This is a genomic window from Clostridium putrefaciens, from assembly GCF_900461105.1.
Lineage (GTDB): Bacteria > Bacillota > Clostridia > Clostridiales > Clostridiaceae > Clostridium_L > Clostridium_L putrefaciens.
Window position 1 is genome coordinate 511,325 of record NZ_UFWZ01000001.1, and the last position, 19,438, is coordinate 530,762.

Below are 19,438 nucleotides of genomic sequence, written 5' to 3' on the forward strand. Positions count from 1 at the left end.
ATCGAAAACATTGCTTAATATACGAGTCATTGGGAGCTTGTGCCTTAAATTAGGAGTTTAGCTACCGTAAACATCATATTGTTAGTTTAAACAATATTGTAAGATTTTAAACTAAGGTATTTTAATAACTTATAATAGATTGTAGGGAATTGTAAATGTGTTTAAATCATAATTGTAAATGTTTTTAAATCATAATTGTAATTGTAATTGTAATTGTAATTGTACTTAAATTGTAATTGCGCTTAAATTGTAAATGTATGTATAATTAAAGTTTTAACAAAACAAAATAAGCAATAGTAGTTATTAGCTACTACATACTATTATAAAGCAAAATACAGATTTGGTCAATAGGGGTAAATATTTTTAAGATATTGTATATGATTCATTTATGATAATGTCTTAATATACCACATTTGATTATGTTTTAAGGGATTTAAATAATATTTAATGATATTTTAACAAATAATATCTTGATGATTTAGATAATAATCTTTATAATAGATTCATTGCATAGAATTCATAATAGGTAGACGCAGTATTTACAGAACATATTACATATATATATAAGAGAAAATTTATGCATTGTCTTAATATTTATAGTGGAGTCATTGCATCAGAACATATATTATAAGATATATGCTAAATACAGTAGATTACATTACATAAAATATAATCACAAGGAGTTTGAATATGAATTTTTCACAATTACTTAAGGTCTTTATTTTCTCTGCTATACCTCTTACAGAGCAAAGAGCAGCAATACCTATAGGCATTGCTCAATATGGATTAGATCCAGTTTCTACTTTGATAGTTAGTTTTCTTGGAAGCTTAGTGCCAGTGCCTTTTATATTGCTACTTTTTAATGTTGTATTTAAGTGGATGAAAAAATACAAGTTTTTTAATCCCTTAAATAAAATAATAGAAAATAAGATACAAAAGGGTACAGGGAAGATTGAGAAGTATAAAGAAATAGGCCTTATAATATTTATAGGAATCCCTCTACCAACTACAGGACTTTGGACTGGTAGCGCTGTAGCTGCAGTACTTGGCTTAGATTTCAAAAAATCAATGCTTTGCGCTGCTATAGGTGGATTAATATCAGCTATTATAATAACATTAATTACTATTAGCGTAGGAAGTTTTGCTTCGCTATTTTCGTAAAATTAGTGTGGATTCTAAGTTTTGAGTTAGGACTTTCCTAACTTAGTGTAGCATGTAAGCTTTGATTTATCACTTTTATAGATTAATGCGTAAAAACAAGGTAACTTTTAATATAAAAAGGTTATCTTTTTTTTGTGAATTTATATATAAACTTTAATAAAGATGGAATTTACAGATTGTATCTATAATTTAGATTTATTTGAATATTTGTATAGAAGAATCAAATAACACTATGCTATAATATTCCTATAATAGTTTGAAATACATATATGGAAGGAGGAGTTATTTAATTGGTCTATATTTTAGTGAAATGACCTGTTAGATAATGAGTTATTGGATATGGAAGTTAATAAGTTTGTTGAATTTAGAGAAAAGGTTTTAGAAAATGTGGGGAAGGTTATAGTAGGTAAAAAGAGAAAAATAGATAGAATAATAGTTGCGTTTATATGCTCTGGACATGTTCTTTTAGAAGACGTTCCAGGACTTGGGAAAACTAAACTTGCAAGAGCTTTATCTCAAACGTTAAACTGCTCTTTTAAAAGAATTCAATTTACTCCAGACCTTTTGCCTTCAGACCTTACAGGTATATATTATTACAATCAAAAGACCATGGAATTTGAATTTAAAAAAGGACCTTTATTAAGTCAATTTGTATTAGCAGATGAAATTAATAGGGCAACGCCAAGAACGCAATCTGCTTTACTTGAGTGTATGGAAGAAAGGCAAATAACTGTAGAAGGAAATACATTAAAACTGGACAAACCATTTTTCGTTATTGCTACAGAAAATCCTATAGAACAATTTGGAACATTCCCACTGCCAGAAGCTCAATTAGATAGATTTTTCATGAAACTATCTATGGGATATCCATCTTATAGTGAGGAAATTGCTATATTAGATAGGTATAAAGAAAAGGATCCATTAGAAGAATTAAAGCCGGTTATAACTTTAGAGGAAATACAATATCTTCAAAAAGACTTTGTGTATGTTGAAGTTAAAGAGGAGATAAAAAGATATATATTAGATGTAGTAAATGAGACTCGTAGACATAAAGATATTGAACTCGGTGCATCTCCAAGGGCTACAATAGCACTTATGAAAGGCTGCCAAGCTTATGCAGCAATACAAGGTAGGGACTATGTTATAACAGAAGATGTTAAGTCTATTGCTCCAGATGTCTTAAGTCATAGAATTATATTAAAAGCTGGAGGACGAACTTTAGGAGATAAGTCTCATGAAGCCATTGAAGATATATTAAATAATATTAATACACCTTTAGAAGAAATTTAAGGTGATATTATGAAGAGTTACGCTATATTTATCTTAGCTGTAATAGCTTTTTATGTCTTCTCAAGATACACAATGAGCATGGGATTTAAAGATATAGAGGTAACGAGGAGTTTAGATAAGGTCCGTATCTTTCCAGGGGAGCAGTTTAATGTAATCACAAAGATTGAAAATAAAAGAAGATGGCCTATAGCATTTTTGAATATAAAGGAGCAGTATCCAGAGGGATTTGAAAGAGTTCAGTCATCGCCAGATTTTAAAAATTCAAATGTGACTTATTATACAAGTAGCTACAGTATCTTAGGGCATGAGAGGGTAAAGAGATATTATAATTCTAGTATAGATAAAAGGGGCGTTTATTACCTTAAATATTTAACCTTGTCTTTAGGAGATTTGTTTGGAGTTTTTAATATAGAAGAGGAACAAGAAGATCTTTTAGAGGTAATAGTATATCCCGAAGTTGTGGAGGCAAGTCAAATAGAATTTGAAAATAAAAGCATTCAGGGTGATTCTGTAGTTAGAAGGTGGATATTTTCAGACCCGGTTTACGTAAGAGGTCTTAGGGAGTATGTAAGAGGGGATAGGATGAAGGATATTCACTGGAATTCTAGCCTTAGGATGAATAAGCTTGTAGTAAAGGAATATGAATATACATCGGAAAGACAGGTAGTTTTTATTTCAAATGTTCAGTGTGCCAAGCCTTATTGGAGCGCTATTGATGGAGAAGCTATAGAAAAGGCTGTTAAGATAATGGCATCCCTTTCTAATTTTACTATAGAACAAGGTATTCCAACTGGAATTATGACAAATGCAAATATGATAAGTTCATCTGGGGATTTTAGTAATGAATTATTGCCTGGAATTAATAACTTTAAAGATATATTAGAGTTTTGTGCTAGGATAGACAAGATTCCTAAGCTGGATTTTAGTGAGTTTTTAAGAGAAAAGGGAAATTATTTTAATGCAAACTCAATTTATATAATATTAACACCTTATATGGATGATGAAATTATAAGTGAAATGATTAAGCTTAAGCGATACGGAATTATTATGAAGGTCATAGATATTTCAGAAAAAGGATCTCTTCCAGAATTAAATCATATAGAGAAAATATATTATGGAGGGAAGGGGTAATTATGAGCTTACAGAAAAATATAAGAGTATTATTTTATACATCTAAGATAATAGCTATATTTATAATATATTCTATGATTTTCAATGGTTTTGGTCAAATGACTCCAGGATATTTAGACTTTTTAATTGCTTTTTTTATTATGATTATAATGCAAATTTTAGAATATAGAAATGTAAATAGATACGTAGTAATATTGTTTCCTCTTTTTATAAGCTTTGTAGGTTTTTTTATACTTCATGGAAGGATAGATTTTATACCTTATTCAGTTTTAGGGTTGATTACAGCATGTGCACTCCCAAGGTATGATGCGGAAAGTATTTCTTCTTATAAATATATACTAAAAAACCTTAAAAACAGTCTTTTTATGTTAATAGGATCTTTGGTGTTATATGTAAAAGTAGATAAATCATTTGGAGACAGCTTATTAAGATATTATATTGCATTTTTAGTAATAGCTATAATAACTTTAAGAGAGGGTAGAAAGTTTGAATATGATATAAAGAGAAAAAAGGAAGATGACATAGTTAACTTTAGCATACTTATAGCCGTAATAATAATATCTTCTAACTTTGTATATAATATTTGTAGGACTATAATCTTTGCCATATTTAAGGTTATAGCCTTTATTGCAGAAAAGATTTTAGTTGGATTTGTTTATATCATAAGTGTTCCTTTAAATGCCATAATAAACTATGTCCAAAATCTTTTAAAAGTAAATGCAGGAAATCCTAATGTGCAAATATCAGATAAAAAAGATGGACTAGAGGAATTAAAGGACATAGTAAATGACCAACAGATGTCTTATGTTATTGTAGAAAATATAATAAAGATTATTATAATTATATCCATTATTTGTTTAATATATTTTGTTATAAAAAGATATAGATATGGAAAGGTTATAAAAGAAGAGGGCGTAGTTGAGATAAGAGAAAAGATATCTGTAGAAAAGCCTTTAAAGAAAAAGACAGTTAAAGATAAGCTAAAGGATATTCTAGGAGCTAAAACTTTAAATCAAAAGATATTAAATATCTACAAAGAATTTGAAAAGGTAACCTTTAAAAAGGGTTGGTTTAAGTATTATATGACACCAAGACAACTTTATAAGGTAACAAGGATCCATATTGAAGAAAAGAAAAAGATAAAATATATAACTCAAATGTATAACGAAGCAAAGTTTTCTAGCCATGAAATAAGTGAAGATGAATTTATGAAATACAAAGAATATTATAGAGATATAAAAGATAAGATAAAAAATGTAAAGCAAGATGATAAGACAAAATAAGATAAAAATATCCAATAATATAAGGTTGAATAAGAAAAAAATGCTCAAAGACTATATGAAATTTAAATCAAAAAACTTGTCGACAAATAAATCTATAATGTTACAAAAGTCGCCTAGGAAACCAAGGGTTTCCTAGGCTATCTTTCGTTAATGAAACCATATAGCCATTTATAAGAGAGAACGTGTCAAAACATAGATTAAATATTCTGAATACTTAGGACAAGCTATGACAAAGTTTTCAATAATATAATGCTAACATAAAAGACAAGTAAATTTAGTATTGGGGGGTAATCAAAAATGGTCATTGTTGAAAATTTATGTAGAAGCGAGCTTGCTGAAAACGGAGTGCATATATACTCTTATAGGATGACTAAAGGAAATATTACATTCTCAATTGAAGGTGAGAAAATTGAGGTTCAATCATACGGAATTGAAATTGAAAAGCAAGATGTGTTAGATGGGGTTATAACAAATATTGAAAGGGACGGATTAGAAAGTATAAGTCCGCAAAGGTATAAGATACATAATCTTTTGAAAGTCTTGTATGATGGAAGAGTATCTCCGTACCACTTTATAGATGTTATTGGTGAATACGTAGATAGTTATGTTGAAGACTTTAAAATTGGATTTTGTGATGTAGCTACTATTTAAATAATTCATAATATATAAAGTACAAAAACGTAGGGTTATCTTTAGTATTACTAAGGGTGAATACTACGTTTTCTTATGTTATAATATATCAAGTGTATTAAACAATAATAGGTTAATTTTAAGTGCATTTAAAGAGATGTACAGGAATATAAGTTAAAAATAAATTTCAAACAATAATAACTTAAAAGAGGAAGTAACATGGGGATAAAAGGCATTGGTACAGACATAATAGAAATAGATAGGATAAAAAAGGCGGATTTAAGAAACTCGAAATTTTCCCTTAGGATATTTACAAAAAAAGAATTAGAGTATTATAACAAAAAAACATATGAGAGTATGGCTGGCGGGTTTGCAGCTAAAGAGGCTGTAAGTAAAGCCATAGGAACAGGATTTAGAGGTTTCAATTTTAAAGATGTAGAGGTTCTTAGAGACACTTTAGGAAGACCCTATGTAATTTTAACAAAAAGTGCTGAAAAGATTTTAAAAGATAAATTTAATTTAAATGATAAAGATTATACTATCCACATTTCTATATCTCATAATAATAGCATGGCCATAGCCTATGCTTTAATAGAGGAAATTTAGAGTAAAATAATAATACATAAAAGACAGGTTATAAATAACAATAGAATAATTCAAAGTACAAAGGAATACAAATAGTAGTGAAATGTTATACAGCATATTAGGAGGTACTTTTGAAAAAAGATATTAAGCTTATGATATTATTCCTTTGCCTTATTTGTTTACCAGTTGTAAATGTTTCCTGTAAGAAACCAGCAAAAAATGTGGATGAAGTTATAGATTACATTAAATCTATTGAGAGTTATGAAAGTAACGTGGAATACACTATTAAAAATAACAAAAAAACTCAAGTTAAAAATTATAAGCAGTATTTTCAAAAAGATCAAGGATATAGGCTTGAACTAGGCGATAAAAGAGCTTATATATATAAAAAAGATGAAATACTAGTACAAGATATAGCTAATAATGCAAAATACAGCTTAGATAAAGACTTTGATGAGGTTTATAAGTTTACTTTTATAGGTGAATATATAAGACAACTGTATACCAATGAAGATATAAAATATTTTTGTAAAAATTTAGAAGGTAAAACCTATATGGTTGTAGAATTAGTAATCACGGGGGCTAACTATAATCTAAAGACTGCATTTATGTACATTAATCTCACCACAAATCTTCCAGAAAAGATAGTTATATTTGATAAAGGGGGTGAAGATAGGATAACTGCAATATACAAGGATTTGAAGATAAATATAGATTTAGATGAAGAACTTTTTAAACAGTAATACGAAATAAGTTTTTACAAAAAATAAACTTAAAGACTAGAAGAGTTAAAGAATACATAGATTATAATAAAGGGTTTAAATTTATATAAAAGATATACTTAAAAAATAATAAAAGCTTACAGGCTCGAATTATTCTAACTCCTATAAAGGGACCATAAGAGACACGTTTTATGTAAGAAGAAAGCTTACCATTAATCTTTTTGTAATAATTTGATGAAAGATAGCACAAAATCTTTGACATAGTGACAAACTTTGCACTATAATTGTAATGTACATATTTACGCTTTGTAAAATAGGAGGTAAGTATAAGGTATGTCAAGATGTAAGAGATTAATGGTTACCCTCTCAGGTATACTCAAAGATGATAAAAAAAACAGTCAATTTATCATGAGATCCGTAATACTATATAGGGACAATGAAAATAATACAAAAGGAAACATGGAAAGTGGATATCTTGAAATGGCATCCATCAACTTAGAATACTCAGAACTTGGTTGTGAATGCGAATATAACGAGTGTTTAGAATATGAGACATGGCTTTCGGAGAGTGATTTGTCGAATGACAACAATAGTAGTAAAAAGAGGCGATATTTATTATGCTGATCTGAGCCCCGTTGTTGGTTCAGAACAAGGTGGGATCAGACCAGTTATAATTATACAAAATGACATTGGTAATAAATATAGTCCAACTGTCATCGTTGGAGCCATAACCTCTCAGATTAATAAAGCAAAACTTCCAACTCATGTTGAGATATCCTCAGAAGAATACGGATTAAATAAAGATTCCGTAGTTCTATTAGAGCAAGTGAGGACATTAGATAAAAAAAGATTAAAAGAAAAGATTGGTCATATGACTGACCTAGACATGGGGAAGGTTGATAAAGCTTTATTAACAAGTTTGGGGCTAAATTGACATACTAAGGCTAAAATCAAAATTAAAATAAAATTTTAAAATTGAAGATATAAAAAGGGGGCCGCGTTATGGCTCCCTTTTAAATTGCCAAATAAATAAATAAAGATTTCAATTAGCAAACAAGTAAAAATCCTTCTGTGTTTTTGCTTAGGAGAAGTGTTTTTTTCTTTATTATTTGCAATATCATATATATATAATTTACTGTTTAATTATATGTATCTATAGTTTATAATATCTTTGGCTAAGTTATTTTATTTTATCCTAGTTAGTCCCTCTATTTTAGAAGTAGGGGGACTAGCTAGGGTGGATGATTTGATTATAATCCAATTTATTGGGTAGTTACTATAGAAAAGTTATAATGAGGAGGAAATAGAAATGAAAAAGACGTTTAAAGAATATGCCCTAATAACAATTGGAGTATTTATGGTGGCTTTTGCAGCCCAGTATATTACAATTCCAAATGAAATTGCTGGCGGAGGTGTTACAGGACTTTCCGTGGTTACGCATCATTACTTTCCGAATATATCTATAGAATTATTTTCCTATATATTCAATTTCTTTTTGTTTATAGTAGGATTCATATTTATAGGTAAAGAATTCGGTGTTAAAACTATTTATGCCGCATTTTCACTATCTACATCACTTTGGTTAATAAAGATATTTTTACATCCAGTAGCTATTACTAATGATTTGATTTTAGTTGTAATATTAAGTGCAGCTATAACAGGAACGGGGCTTGCCATAGTATTTAGTCAAAGTGCATCTACAGGTGGTACAGATATAATAGCTAAGATATTTAATAAGTATTTCCACCTAGACCTTGGAAAGGGTATGTTTGTGGCGGATTTAATGGTAACAATTGCTTCAGGATTAACTTTTGGATGGGAAAAGGGTATGTATGCACTGGTATTTGTGTTCTTAAACGGAACTATAATAGATAAGGTGATACAAGGATTTAATGTAACAAAACAAGTTTTAATAGTAAGTGAGAAAAGAGATATAATATCAAAGTATATAATTGAAGACTTAAAAAGAGGCTGTACCACTTTTGATGGTAAGGGTGCTTATAGTAAAAATCATGTTTATATGCTATACAGTATAATGGGAAGAAAAGAATTCATAAAACTTAAGGTTTATATGAAGGAAATAGATCCAAAAGCATTTATAACAGTCAATGAAGTTTATGAAGTATTAGGTCAAGGTTTTAATGATATATAAAAATAGAGGCCGTGGTCTTTATACAATTAAAAGCCATTAAAAAACAGATGATTTATATGAATTAATATGGTAATATAAAATAATAAGTAGGAATGAAGAGTAGATAGACATAATTACTACTCTTTATTTGCATATAAAATAACAAATGTAATTTAATTGGGAGGTGCGCTTATAAGGGTTGTTAACAGTAATTTAATATATAATTTTTTTTGCTTTAAGTAATGGTATGTTATAATATCTATACCATACAAATTAAGAAAATAGTAATTAGATAAAAAATGTGATAATTTCACATAGGGGGATTTACATATGATTGAGTTTAAGAATGTAAGTAAAACATACAGTAATAATGTTAAGGCATTAATAAATGTGGATATTTGTATAGATAAAGGTGAATTTGTATTTTTAGTTGGACCAAGTGGATCAGGTAAATCGACTTTTATAAAGATGCTTATAAAAGAGATTGAACCTACAAAAGGTTCGATAATAATAAATGGAATGAATTTGTCTGAAGTAAAGAGAAAAGAGGTACCTAATTATAGAAGGCAAATAGGTATGGTTTTCCAAGACTTTAGATTAATCCAAAATCTTAATGTATATGAAAATGTAGCTTTTGCTATGAGGGTTGTAGAAGCTTCAGAAAAGGAAATAAGGAGAAGAGTACCTACAGTTTTAGCTTTAGTTGGATTATCAGATAAATATAAGATGTTCCCAACTGAACTTTCGGGAGGAGAACAACAAAGGGTATCTCTTGCAAGAGCAATGGTTAATAACCCTTCAGTACTGATTGCTGATGAACCTACAGGTAATTTAGATCCAGAGACAGCTATGGAAATAATGAATATATTAGAAGATATAAATAAGAGTGGAACTACAATTTTGATGGCAACTCATGCTAAAGAAATAGTTAATAACATGAAAAAGAGAGTAATTGCCATAGAAAAAGGCAGCATTGCAAGAGACGAAAAGAAGGGTGGATACGAAAATGAAAATAAACACCATTAAAGGTTTTTTTATAGATGCTTTTAAGAGCATAAAAAGAAATAAGACTATAAGTTTAGCATCAATTATAACAGTATCTGCTACACTCTTTATATTTGGTATATTTATAATGCTTGCTTTAAATGTAAAGGGATTTGTAGGTGAGGTTGAGTCTAAGGTAGAAATAAAGGTATTCTTAAAAGATGGTATAAGTATTTCTGACCAAAAGGCTATAGAGGACAAACTTAGGGTTACAGAAGGCGTGAAGGAAGTAAGGTATGAAAGTAAAAGTGATGCTCTTCAAAAATTCAAAGAACAATTAAAAGGTAATGCAAGTTTATTGAGTGGATATGATGCAGCTAAAAATCCTATGCCAAGCTCCTTTATTGTGAGACTTACGGCGCCAGAAGCAGCGGACAAGATAGGTGAGGAAGTAGTAAATATGGCTGGTGTGGATGAAATAGGAAATGATGAGGAGCTTATAAAGAAAATAATAACTATATCTAATAGTTTAAAGTGGGTAGGTATAATATTATTTATAATGCTTGTTGGGGTATCCTTATTCTTAATAGGAAATACCATTAAGCTTACAGTTTTCTCAAGAAGAAAAGAAGTTGGTATAATGAAATTTGTAGGGGCTACAGATTGGTTTATAAGATGGCCATTTATTATAGAAGGAATGATCATGGGTATATTAGGCGCCATATTAGCTAATGTTGTACTATACTATGTATATAGATTTGGTTTCATAAAGATAACGGAAGATCTTTTAACAGCACAATTAATTTCTCCACAGTACGTTTTAAATCCGCTATTTGCTGCATTTGTTTTAGCAGGTATTCTAATAGGTGGTATTGGAAGTACATTATCTTTAAGAAAGTTCTTAGACGTTTAATTTAAAGTTTATGGCTCTGTTTTTATTATTTGAAAACAGAGCCATAAAATTATTTATTAATATGAGCCTTTTAGCATACACTATATAATAAGTTAGTTTTAATTAATATATGGATGCTTTAGCATTTAAGAAAGGGTGGCTATTTTATGGATTTTGACAATAACGAAACAGGTAGAGGGTTTAATAAAAATAAAAGATCAAGGAAAACTATATGGATTGTTATAGCCTTATTATTTATAACAAATGTGGGGACCTTCTTTATAGGAAGTGCCTACTCGTATTTTGTACCTAGATCAGTAAAGTCTAGTCCTGAATTTAAAAAGTCTATGGAGGACATAAAGGATGTAGACAAATTCAAAAAAGTGTTTAGTATAAGGGAAATGTTGTATAAGTTATATGATGGGCCAATGGAAGATAAAGATATGTTAGATGGTGCTTTAAAGGGTATGACAGCTTCCTTAAAAGATCCTTATACTGTATTTTTAGATGAAAAGGATTTTGCGGATTTAATGGAGAAAAATGAGGGTGCTTATGTAGGGCTTGGAATACAAGTAGGCGTTAAGGATAACAAAATAGTTGTAATTTCGGTCTTCGAGGGATCACCTGCTGAAAAATCAGGTATAATTTCTGGCGATATAATCCAAAAGGTAAATGGTGAAGACTTTACTGGCGCTGATATGGAAAAGGCTGTATCTATGATGAAGGGTAAAGAAAAAACAGAAGTACCAATAACTCTTTATAGAGAAGGCAAAGGAGCCTTTGACGTAAGTGTTAAGAGAGATACTATAAACATGGTTACAGTAAAGGGCGAAATGCTTGATAATAGTATAGCTTACATTCAAATATCAATGTTTGATGAACATACAGGGGATCAATTTAATAAAAAGCTAGGAGAATTAAAACCTAAAGGGGCAAAGTCTTTAGTGATGGACTTAAGATCTAATCCTGGTGGACTTTTAAATGAATGTGTAAAGGTAGCTTCTAATTTTATAGATAAAGACAAGGTAATAGTGTCTACAAAGGACAAATACGGGGAAGAAGAAAAGTATAATTCTACAGGCGGAAGTTATATAGGTATGCCTTTAGTTATACTTACAGACGAAGGAACAGCTAGTGCATCTGAAATAGTAGCTGGAGCTATTAGAGACTATGAAGCAGGAACTTTAGTTGGAGAAAAGACCTTTGGTAAGGGCATAGTTCAAAGAGTTTTAGACCTTAAGGATGGTACTGGTCTTAAAGTTACAGTATCAAAATATTATACACCAAATGGTGAAAATATCCATAAGGTAGGTATTAGTCCAAATGTAGAAGTTAAGATTAGTGATGAAATGAAACAAAAACCTTATAACAGAGCTACGGATCCTCAGTTTATTAAGGCTATAGAGATATTAAAGAAATAGGTGTCTTCAAAAAAGTAATGATTAGTAAAAAATAAAATAATAAATGTTATTTTTTAGGGTCACAAGTTAAGGTAGGAGGAAAAATTTTCATGGGTATTGCAGGATATACATTAAAGGCTGTGGCCTTTGCTATGGTCAGCCCGCAATTTGCAATTACACTTATAATGCTTGGTTTTATATTTTATGGAAAGAATAGAAGGATTGTATTAATGCAAAAGATGATTCTAGGGGAACCTATAAACTCTCCCCTAGAGCTTACTATGTCGCAGCTAGTTTTAGGTATAATAGGGGGAGTAATATCTAGTCTACTTTTATCCTATTTAGGAGTAATGTTTGGAGAGAATTCAGGGATACACCTAATGTTTGTATTCTCCTTATTATTACTATTTTTTAGTCCTAGATTTATATGCTTTTCTTATTCTGGAGCTTTGCTAGGTCTTTTAAGCATAATATTAAATTTGATTAAGGACCCACTTTTAACTATGTATCCAACTATAGAGATTATACATAGGCCTTTTTATATAGATATTGCAGCACTTATGACCTTGGTTGGTGTACTGCATATAGTAGAAGGTTTACTAGTTTCAATAGATGGACATCGAGGGGCCATACCTATATTTACTAATAGGGATGGAAAGATACTTGGGGGATTTGCACTTAAACGGTATTGGGCTATGCCTATTGCCGTATTAATGATTTTAAGCAATGGAACAAATGCTATTGGTCAAAGCATTGCTACACCTAGTTGGTGGCCTGTTATGAGGGGACCTTTAACCTTAAGTATATTAACTATGGCTGTAGTTTCTATTATGCCTTTTTACGGGGTATTTGGTTATAATTCGATTACATTTACTAGGTCTAAAGGAGAAAAATCTGCAATGTCAGGTATAGGAATATTAATATATGGAATTATACTTACTTTTGTAGCTCAATTGGCTAAAATAAGTCTACCCTTACAACTTTTTGTTATATTATTTGCTCCTTTAGCACATGAAATTATGTTAAATGCTCAAAGGCTTATAGAATCAAGGGCTGTACCAAGGTTTGTTAGTGATGAAGAAGGTCTTATGGTACTAGATGTAGCGCCTATGTCTATTGCACATAATGCAGGGATAAGAAGTGGAGACAAGCTTTTAGAAATAAATAGTACTAAAATTGAAAGTGAATTATATTTTTATAAAACTTTAAATGAAGGTATTGGAGAGGTTAAGTTTAAATTAAAAGATTCTAAAGGAAACATAAAACAGTTAGAGTTAAATAAGGGTATAGCAAGCAAAATTGGCTTAGTTATAGTACCAAGGGCGGTTTTAGCTGAAGACAGATCAGATAATACAAAAGATGAAGATACAGTTAACAAATCAAAGAATGAATATACAGAGAATAAAGATAAAGGATTTAAGGATATACTAGAAGAGATAAAGAAACATGAAGAGAAAGACAGAAATGATGATTAAACTTAGTTCTACTATGAACTAGACAGTGGTTATGTTTTATTTTGATGGGGTTAAATTAAGTTTAATCATCAAGGTTTAAAACATAGCCATTTTTTAATTCACAAAGAAAGACTTTTAGATAATCATGGTTATTGACAGGTTATAATATTAAGTATAGTATAGATACATATAGAAAGAACAGACGTTCAAAATAAGAATGGAGATGATTAAATGGGAGAGTTTAAAATATCCTCAAAATTTAAACCTACTGGAGATCAGCCTCAAGCCATAAGTGAGATAGTTAAGTCTATTGAAGATGGAAATAAATTTCAAACTCTTCTTGGGGTTACAGGTTCAGGAAAGACCTTTACTATGGCTAATATAATAGAAAGAGTTCAAAGACCTACATTGATTTTAGCCCATAATAAAACCTTAGCAGCACAATTATGCTCAGAATTTAGAGAGTTTTTTCCAACTAGCGCTGTAGAGTATTTTGTTTCTTATTACGATTATTACCAACCGGAAGCCTACATGGCGCAAACAGATACATTCATAGAAAAAGACGCATCAATAAATGATGAAATAGACAAACTAAGACACTCAGCTACATCAGCTTTATTTGAAAGAAGAGATGTTATAATTGTAGCTTCAGTTTCTTGTATTTATGGACTTGGTAACCCTGATGAGTATAAAAAGCTTACTATATCATTAAGGCCAGGCATGGTAAAGGACAGAGATGAAGTAATTAAAAAGTTAGTAGAAATTCAATATGAAAGAAATGAAATAGATTTTTCAAGGGGTACATTTAGAGTAAGGGGAGATGTTTTAGACATAGTTCCAGCCTCTTCAGAAAGTAAAGGAATAAGAATAGAGTTTTTTGGAGATGAAATAGATAAGATAAAAGAATTTGATGTATTAACAGGTCATATAATAGGGGAGAGAAATCATGTATCTATATTCCCAGCCTCTCACTTTGCAACATCTAAAGATAAAATAGATGTTGCAATAGAAAAGATAGAGGAAGAATTAGAAAAAAGATTAAAGGAACTTATATCTGAAGATAAATTATTAGAAGCTCAAAGGATAAGGCAAAGAACTAATTTTGATTTGGAAATGATAAAAGAGATGGGATATTGTAGCGGCATCGAAAATTATTCTAGGATATTAGATGGAAGGGCAGCAGGAACACCACCACAGACTTTGATTGATTATTTTCCGGATGACTTTTTGTTTTTTATAGATGAAAGTCATGTAACGCTGCCACAGGTAAGGGCTATGTATGGTGGAGATAGATCTCGTAAGAACTCTTTAGTAGATTATGGATTTAGATTACCTTCAGCCTTTGATAATAGACCTCTACAATTTCCAGAATTTGAAGATAAATTAAACCAAGTATTATTTGTAAGTGCTACGCCAGCTATTTATGAACTAGAACATTCAAAAGTTATAGCAGAGCAGATAATAAGGCCTACAGGACTTTTGGATCCAGAAATAACTATAAGGCCTGTTAAAGGACAAATAGATGATTTATATGAAGAAATTCAAAAGACTATAAAAAAGGGGTATAGGGTATTAGTTACAACGCTTACAAAAAGAATGTCCGAAGATCTTACTAAATATTTAAAAGAACTTAATGTAAAGACCACTTATCTTCACTCAGGTATAGAAACTATAGAGCGTATGAGGATAATAAGGGACTTAAGAGTAGGAACCTTTGATGTACTAGTTGGTATTAATCTTTTAAGGGAAGGTTTAGATATTCCAGAGGTAGCTTTAGTTGGGATATTAGATGCAGATAAGGAAGGGTTTTTAAGATCTGAAACCTCTTTAATTCAAACCATAGGAAGAGCTGCTAGAAATGTAGATAGCAAGGTTATAATGTACGCAGATGTTATAACAAAATCAATAAAAAAGGCATTAGATGAGACTAATAGAAGAAGAACTATTCAAACCACATATAACGAAGAACATAATATAACTCCAACCTCAATTAAAAAGGATGTTAGGAATATAATAGAAACAACTAAGGTAGCAGAAGAAAAGTCGGAATATGAGAGTCTTGAAGATGCTATTAATGCAAATAAAGAAAACTTAGAAAAGCTTATAGAAGACTATACAAAGGAAATGAGGGAAGCTTCTAAGAACTTACAATTTGAAAGGGCAGCAGAACTTAGAGATATAATATACAAACTTAACAAAAAGAAAAAATAACTAGCTAGGAAAAGTTAGGGATAGGATGGTAAGTATGCATGCAAGATAAAATAGTTATAAAAGGAGCAAAGGTTAATAATCTTAAAAATGTAGATTTAGTAATACCTAGAGATAAGCTAGTAGTATTCACAGGGCTTTCAGGTTCTGGAAAGTCTTCACTAGCTTTTGACACTCTTTATGCAGAGGGGCAAAGAAGATATGTGGAGTCTTTATCTTCTTATGCGAGGCAATTCCTCGGACAAATGGATAAACCAGATGTAGAATATATAGAGGGACTTTCCCCGGCTATTTCTATAGATCAAAAGACTACCAGTAGAAATCCAAGGTCTACAGTTGGTACAGTAACTGAAATATATGATTATTTAAGGCTTTTATATGCTAGGGTTGGTATCCCACACTGTCCTAAATGTGGGAAGGAAATAACTCAGCAATCCATAGACCAAATGGTAGATAAGATTATGGAGCTAGAAGATAGGACTAAAATACAGATATTATCACCTATAATAAGAGGAAGAAAGGGTACCCATGAAAAGGTATTAGATAATATCAAAAAGAATGGATTTGTAAGAGCTAAGGTAGATGGAAACATGGTAGAACTTACAGAAGAAGAGATTGTACTTGAAAAGAATATAAAACATAGTATAGAAGCAGTAGTTGATAGATTAGTTATTAAAGAGGATATAAGAAGTAGACTTTCAGAGTCTATAGAAACTGCATTAAAGCTTTCAGAAGGTCTTGTAATTATAGATGTAATTGATAAAGAACCTATGCTATTTAGTGAAAAGTTTGCATGTGCAGACTGTTCTATAAGTATAGATGAATTAGCTCCTAGATTATTTTCATTTAACTCACCCTTTGGAAAGTGTGATAAATGTGATGGACTTGGAACTTTAATGGAGATAGATGAAAATTTAGTAATACCAGATAGAACAAAAAGTATAATGGGTGGAGCTATTGTAACATGGGGAGAAGGTAGATTAAAAGAAGATTCTTGGAGTTTTAGTGTGCTTCAAGCCTTAGTTAAAAAGCTTAAATTTAGTTTAGATACACCTATAGAAGACTTGCCTAAAGTGGTAGTGGATATCTTGCTTTATGGATTAAAGGATGAAAAGCTTAAGGTGCATTATGAAAAAGAGTTCTCAACAGGGCAGTTTAATCATAATTATGAAGGTATCATAAACTCATTAAAGCGAAGGTACATGGAAACGAATTCTGATTATATAAAGTCTGAAGTAGAGCAGTATATGAGTGATAATCCATGTCCTAAATGCAAGGGTGCTAGATTAAACCCAGAAGCTCTTGCTGTTACTGTAGGTGATAAAAGTATATTTGAATTTTGTAAGCTACCTATAAGGGATGAATTAGATTTTATACAAGGTGTTGAATTGTCAGAGAAAAATAAAATTATAAGTGATCAAATAATAAAAGAAATAAATAATAGATTAAAGTTCTTAATAGATGTAGGACTTGATTATCTTAATTTATCTCGAACTTCAGGTACTCTATCTGGTGGAGAGGCTCAAAGAATAAGACTTGCAACTCAGATAGGATCTAGCCTTATGGGAGTTTTATATATCTTAGATGAACCTAGTATAGGACTTCATCAAAGAGATAATGATAGGCTTATAAAGACTCTGAAGCACTTAAGGGACCTTGGAAATACTTTAGTTGTGGTGGAACATGACGAGGATACTATAAGAGAAGCAGACTTTATAGTAGACATAGGTCCTGGTGCTGGTGAGCACGGAGGAGAAGTTGTAGTTGCAGGAACTTTAGACAAGGTTAAAAAGTGCAAAAGATCTATAACAGGCCAATATTTAATAGGTAAGAAAACTATAGAGATTCCAGAGGAAAGAAGAAAAGGAAATGGTAACTTTATAAAGATAAAAGGTGCAAAGGAAAACAACCTTAAAAATGTAAGCGTCGATATACCTCTTGGTACGCTTACTTTGGTAACGGGAGTTTCAGGATCTGGTAAAAGTACATTAATAAATGAAATACTTTATAAGGGCTTAAATAAAATAATAAATAAGGCTAGGGTTTATCCAGGAAACCACAAAGAAATTTTAGGTTGTGAAAATATAGATAAGATAATAGATATAAATCAAGGACCAATAGGTAGAACTCCAAGATCTAATCCGGCCACTTATACTGGAGTCTTTGATATAATAAGAGATGTATTTTCTAAAACCCCAGAGTCAAAAATGAGGGGGTATAAGCAAGGACGATTTAGTTTTAATGTAAAGGGCGGAAGATGCGAGGCTTGTAGTGGAGATGGAATTATAAAAATAGAGATGCAATTTTTATCTGATGTATATGTACCTTGTGACGTGTGCAAGGGTAAAAGATATAATAGAGAGACCTTAGAGGTTAAATATAAGGGAAAGAACATTCATAACATATTAGAAATGACAGTAGAAGAATCCCTAAGCTTCTTTGAAAATATACCAAGAATAAAAAATAAGATGCAAACTCTTTATGATGTAGGCCTTGGATATATAAGGCTAGGTCAACCTTCTACTCAGCTTTCAGGTGGAGAAGCTCAAAGAATAAAACTAGCCTCAGAATTATCAAAAAGAAGTACAGGGAAGACACTATTTATTCTAGATGAACCAACAACAGGGCTTCATATAGACGATGTAAGTAGGCTAATATTAATACTACAAAGGCTAGTGGATGCTGGAAATACTGTGGTAGTAATAGAACATAACTTAGATGTTATAAAAAGTGCGGATTATATAATCGATATTGGACCTGAGGGTGGAGAAAAAGGTGGACGAATACTTGTAAGTGGAACTCCAGAAGAAATATCAAAAAATAAGGAATCTTATACAGGTCACTATTTAAAAAGGTTACTTCCATAATGGTGTAATTACACCTACCTTAGCACATATAAATTTTAAAAGGGCGATTTTGTCGTCTTTTTTTAATGGATAATATTAATAAAATAATATTTATTAACGTAAAATTCATAAAATAATGATATAATAATTAAAGTCTATGGTCATAAATAGTTATTGATACGTATAATTGTATAGAGGCGTTATAAAAATCAAATGGAATAATATTTAAATTCATAATATTAATTAAGATAAGAGGTGAAAGTATGAGGTTTAATAGACTTTTCGGTCTTCTGTTTACTGTTGTATTCATTATAATTTTATATGTGATAATAATTTTAGCGTTAAGAATAATGTATAAGGATGTAAAAAATGGTGGTAATAATGATGCTAAGAAAAAGCAATCAGGTAAGTCAATAGGTCTTGTGGTAGAAGAACAAGGACAAAATCTTGCGTTGAAAAAGGGGAGTGTAATACCTATAAGGGGATCTATTACATTAGGAAGAACAGAGGATAATGACTTAGTTTTGCAAGATAAATATGTATCGAGTACACATGCTAAGATTTACTCAAAAGATGATGAATACTTTTTAGAGGACTTAAAAAGCACTAATGGTACCATACTTAATGGAGTAAAAATAAATGGTATCATACAAATAGCAGTAGATGACCAGATTCAAATAGGAAGTTTAACTTTTAAGGTTATAGGGTAATAAAAGAATAA

17 protein-coding genes are annotated in these 19,438 nt (G+C 30.5%); all 17 read left to right on the plus strand.

The genetic code is table 11. The features are described 5' to 3' along the window. Nucleotides 1–690: 690 nt before the first annotated feature. The 17 genes from DY168_RS02325 to DY168_RS02405 all read left to right on the plus strand — a co-directional run bounded on the left by DY168_RS02325 (nt 691) and on the right by DY168_RS02405 (nt 19,427). A complete protein-coding gene (locus tag DY168_RS02325) occupies nt 691–1,161 on the plus strand; it encodes a COG2426 family protein (protein ID WP_115640296.1) in 471 nt (156 codons plus the stop codon). Nucleotides 1,162–1,500: 339 nt separating this feature from the next. Next, nucleotides 1,501–2,451, plus strand: coding sequence for an AAA family ATPase (locus DY168_RS02330; RefSeq protein ID WP_115640297.1), 951 nt, complete (start codon nt 1,501–1,503; stop codon nt 2,449–2,451). Between the two features lie 9 nt (nt 2,452–2,460). Further along, nucleotides 2,461–3,582, plus strand: coding sequence for a DUF58 domain-containing protein (locus DY168_RS02335; RefSeq protein ID WP_115640298.1), 1,122 nt, complete (start codon nt 2,461–2,463; stop codon nt 3,580–3,582). Nucleotides 3,583–3,584: 2 nt separating this feature from the next. Further along, the gene (locus DY168_RS02340; RefSeq protein ID WP_115640299.1) at nt 3,585–4,865 is read left to right on the plus strand and encodes a hypothetical protein; all 1,281 of its coding nucleotides are present in this window, start codon (nt 3,585–3,587) and stop codon (nt 4,863–4,865) included. Nucleotides 4,866–5,162: 297 nt separating this feature from the next. Then, the gene (locus DY168_RS02345; protein WP_115640300.1) at nt 5,163–5,516 is read left to right on the plus strand and encodes a DUF6514 family protein; all 354 of its coding nucleotides are present in this window, start codon (nt 5,163–5,165) and stop codon (nt 5,514–5,516) included. 198 nt (nt 5,517–5,714) lie between these two features. Then, a complete protein-coding gene (acpS, locus tag DY168_RS02350; protein ID WP_115640301.1) occupies nt 5,715–6,101 on the plus strand; it encodes a holo-ACP synthase in 387 nt (128 codons plus the stop codon). Nucleotides 6,102–6,211: 110 nt separating this feature from the next. After that, nucleotides 6,212–6,823: a germination lipoprotein GerS-related protein gene (locus tag DY168_RS02355; RefSeq protein ID WP_115640302.1), complete on the plus strand. Its 612-nt coding sequence runs from the start codon at nt 6,212–6,214 to the stop codon at nt 6,821–6,823. A 312-nt stretch (nt 6,824–7,135) separates the two neighbouring features. Continuing rightward, nucleotides 7,136–7,426 (plus strand): CopG family transcriptional regulator, encoded by a 291-nt coding sequence (locus DY168_RS02360; protein ID WP_115640303.1) that lies wholly within the window; start codon nt 7,136–7,138, stop codon nt 7,424–7,426. Then, nucleotides 7,383–7,736 carry a type II toxin-antitoxin system PemK/MazF family toxin gene (locus DY168_RS02365; RefSeq protein WP_029452212.1) on the plus strand — a complete coding sequence of 118 codons (354 nt, stop codon included), beginning with the start codon at nt 7,383–7,385 and terminating at the stop codon, nt 7,734–7,736. Before DY168_RS02360 ends, DY168_RS02365 begins: the two co-directional genes overlap by 44 nt. A 375-nt stretch (nt 7,737–8,111) precedes the next feature. Then, nucleotides 8,112–8,954, plus strand: coding sequence for a YitT family protein (locus tag DY168_RS02370; RefSeq protein WP_115640304.1), 843 nt, complete (start codon nt 8,112–8,114; stop codon nt 8,952–8,954). 309 nt (nt 8,955–9,263) lie between these two features. Beyond that, entirely contained in the window at nt 9,264–9,959 is a 696-nt protein-coding gene (gene ftsE / locus DY168_RS02375) for a cell division ATP-binding protein FtsE (RefSeq protein WP_115640305.1), read from the plus strand. Further along, nucleotides 9,940–10,830: a permease-like cell division protein FtsX gene (ftsX, locus tag DY168_RS02380; protein ID WP_115640306.1), complete on the plus strand. Its 891-nt coding sequence runs from the start codon at nt 9,940–9,942 to the stop codon at nt 10,828–10,830. Before ftsE ends, ftsX begins: the two co-directional genes overlap by 20 nt. Before the next feature lie 146 nt (nt 10,831–10,976). Next, nucleotides 10,977–12,230, plus strand: coding sequence for a S41 family peptidase (locus DY168_RS02385; RefSeq protein ID WP_115640307.1), 1,254 nt, complete (start codon nt 10,977–10,979; stop codon nt 12,228–12,230). 89 nt (nt 12,231–12,319) lie between these two features. Then, a complete protein-coding gene (locus DY168_RS02390; protein ID WP_174905309.1) occupies nt 12,320–13,684 on the plus strand; it encodes a PDZ domain-containing protein in 1,365 nt (454 codons plus the stop codon). A gap of 210 nt (nt 13,685–13,894) precedes the next feature. Next, the gene (gene uvrB / locus DY168_RS02395) at nt 13,895–15,874 is read left to right on the plus strand and encodes an excinuclease ABC subunit UvrB (protein WP_115640308.1); all 1,980 of its coding nucleotides are present in this window, start codon (nt 13,895–13,897) and stop codon (nt 15,872–15,874) included. 38 nt (nt 15,875–15,912) lie between these two features. Continuing rightward, entirely contained in the window at nt 15,913–18,738 is a 2,826-nt protein-coding gene (gene uvrA / locus DY168_RS02400; protein WP_115640309.1) for an excinuclease ABC subunit UvrA, read from the plus strand. Between the two features lie 242 nt (nt 18,739–18,980). Beyond that, nucleotides 18,981–19,427, plus strand: coding sequence for an FHA domain-containing protein (locus tag DY168_RS02405; protein WP_115640310.1), 447 nt, complete (start codon nt 18,981–18,983; stop codon nt 19,425–19,427). Nucleotides 19,428–19,438 lie beyond the last annotated feature (11 nt).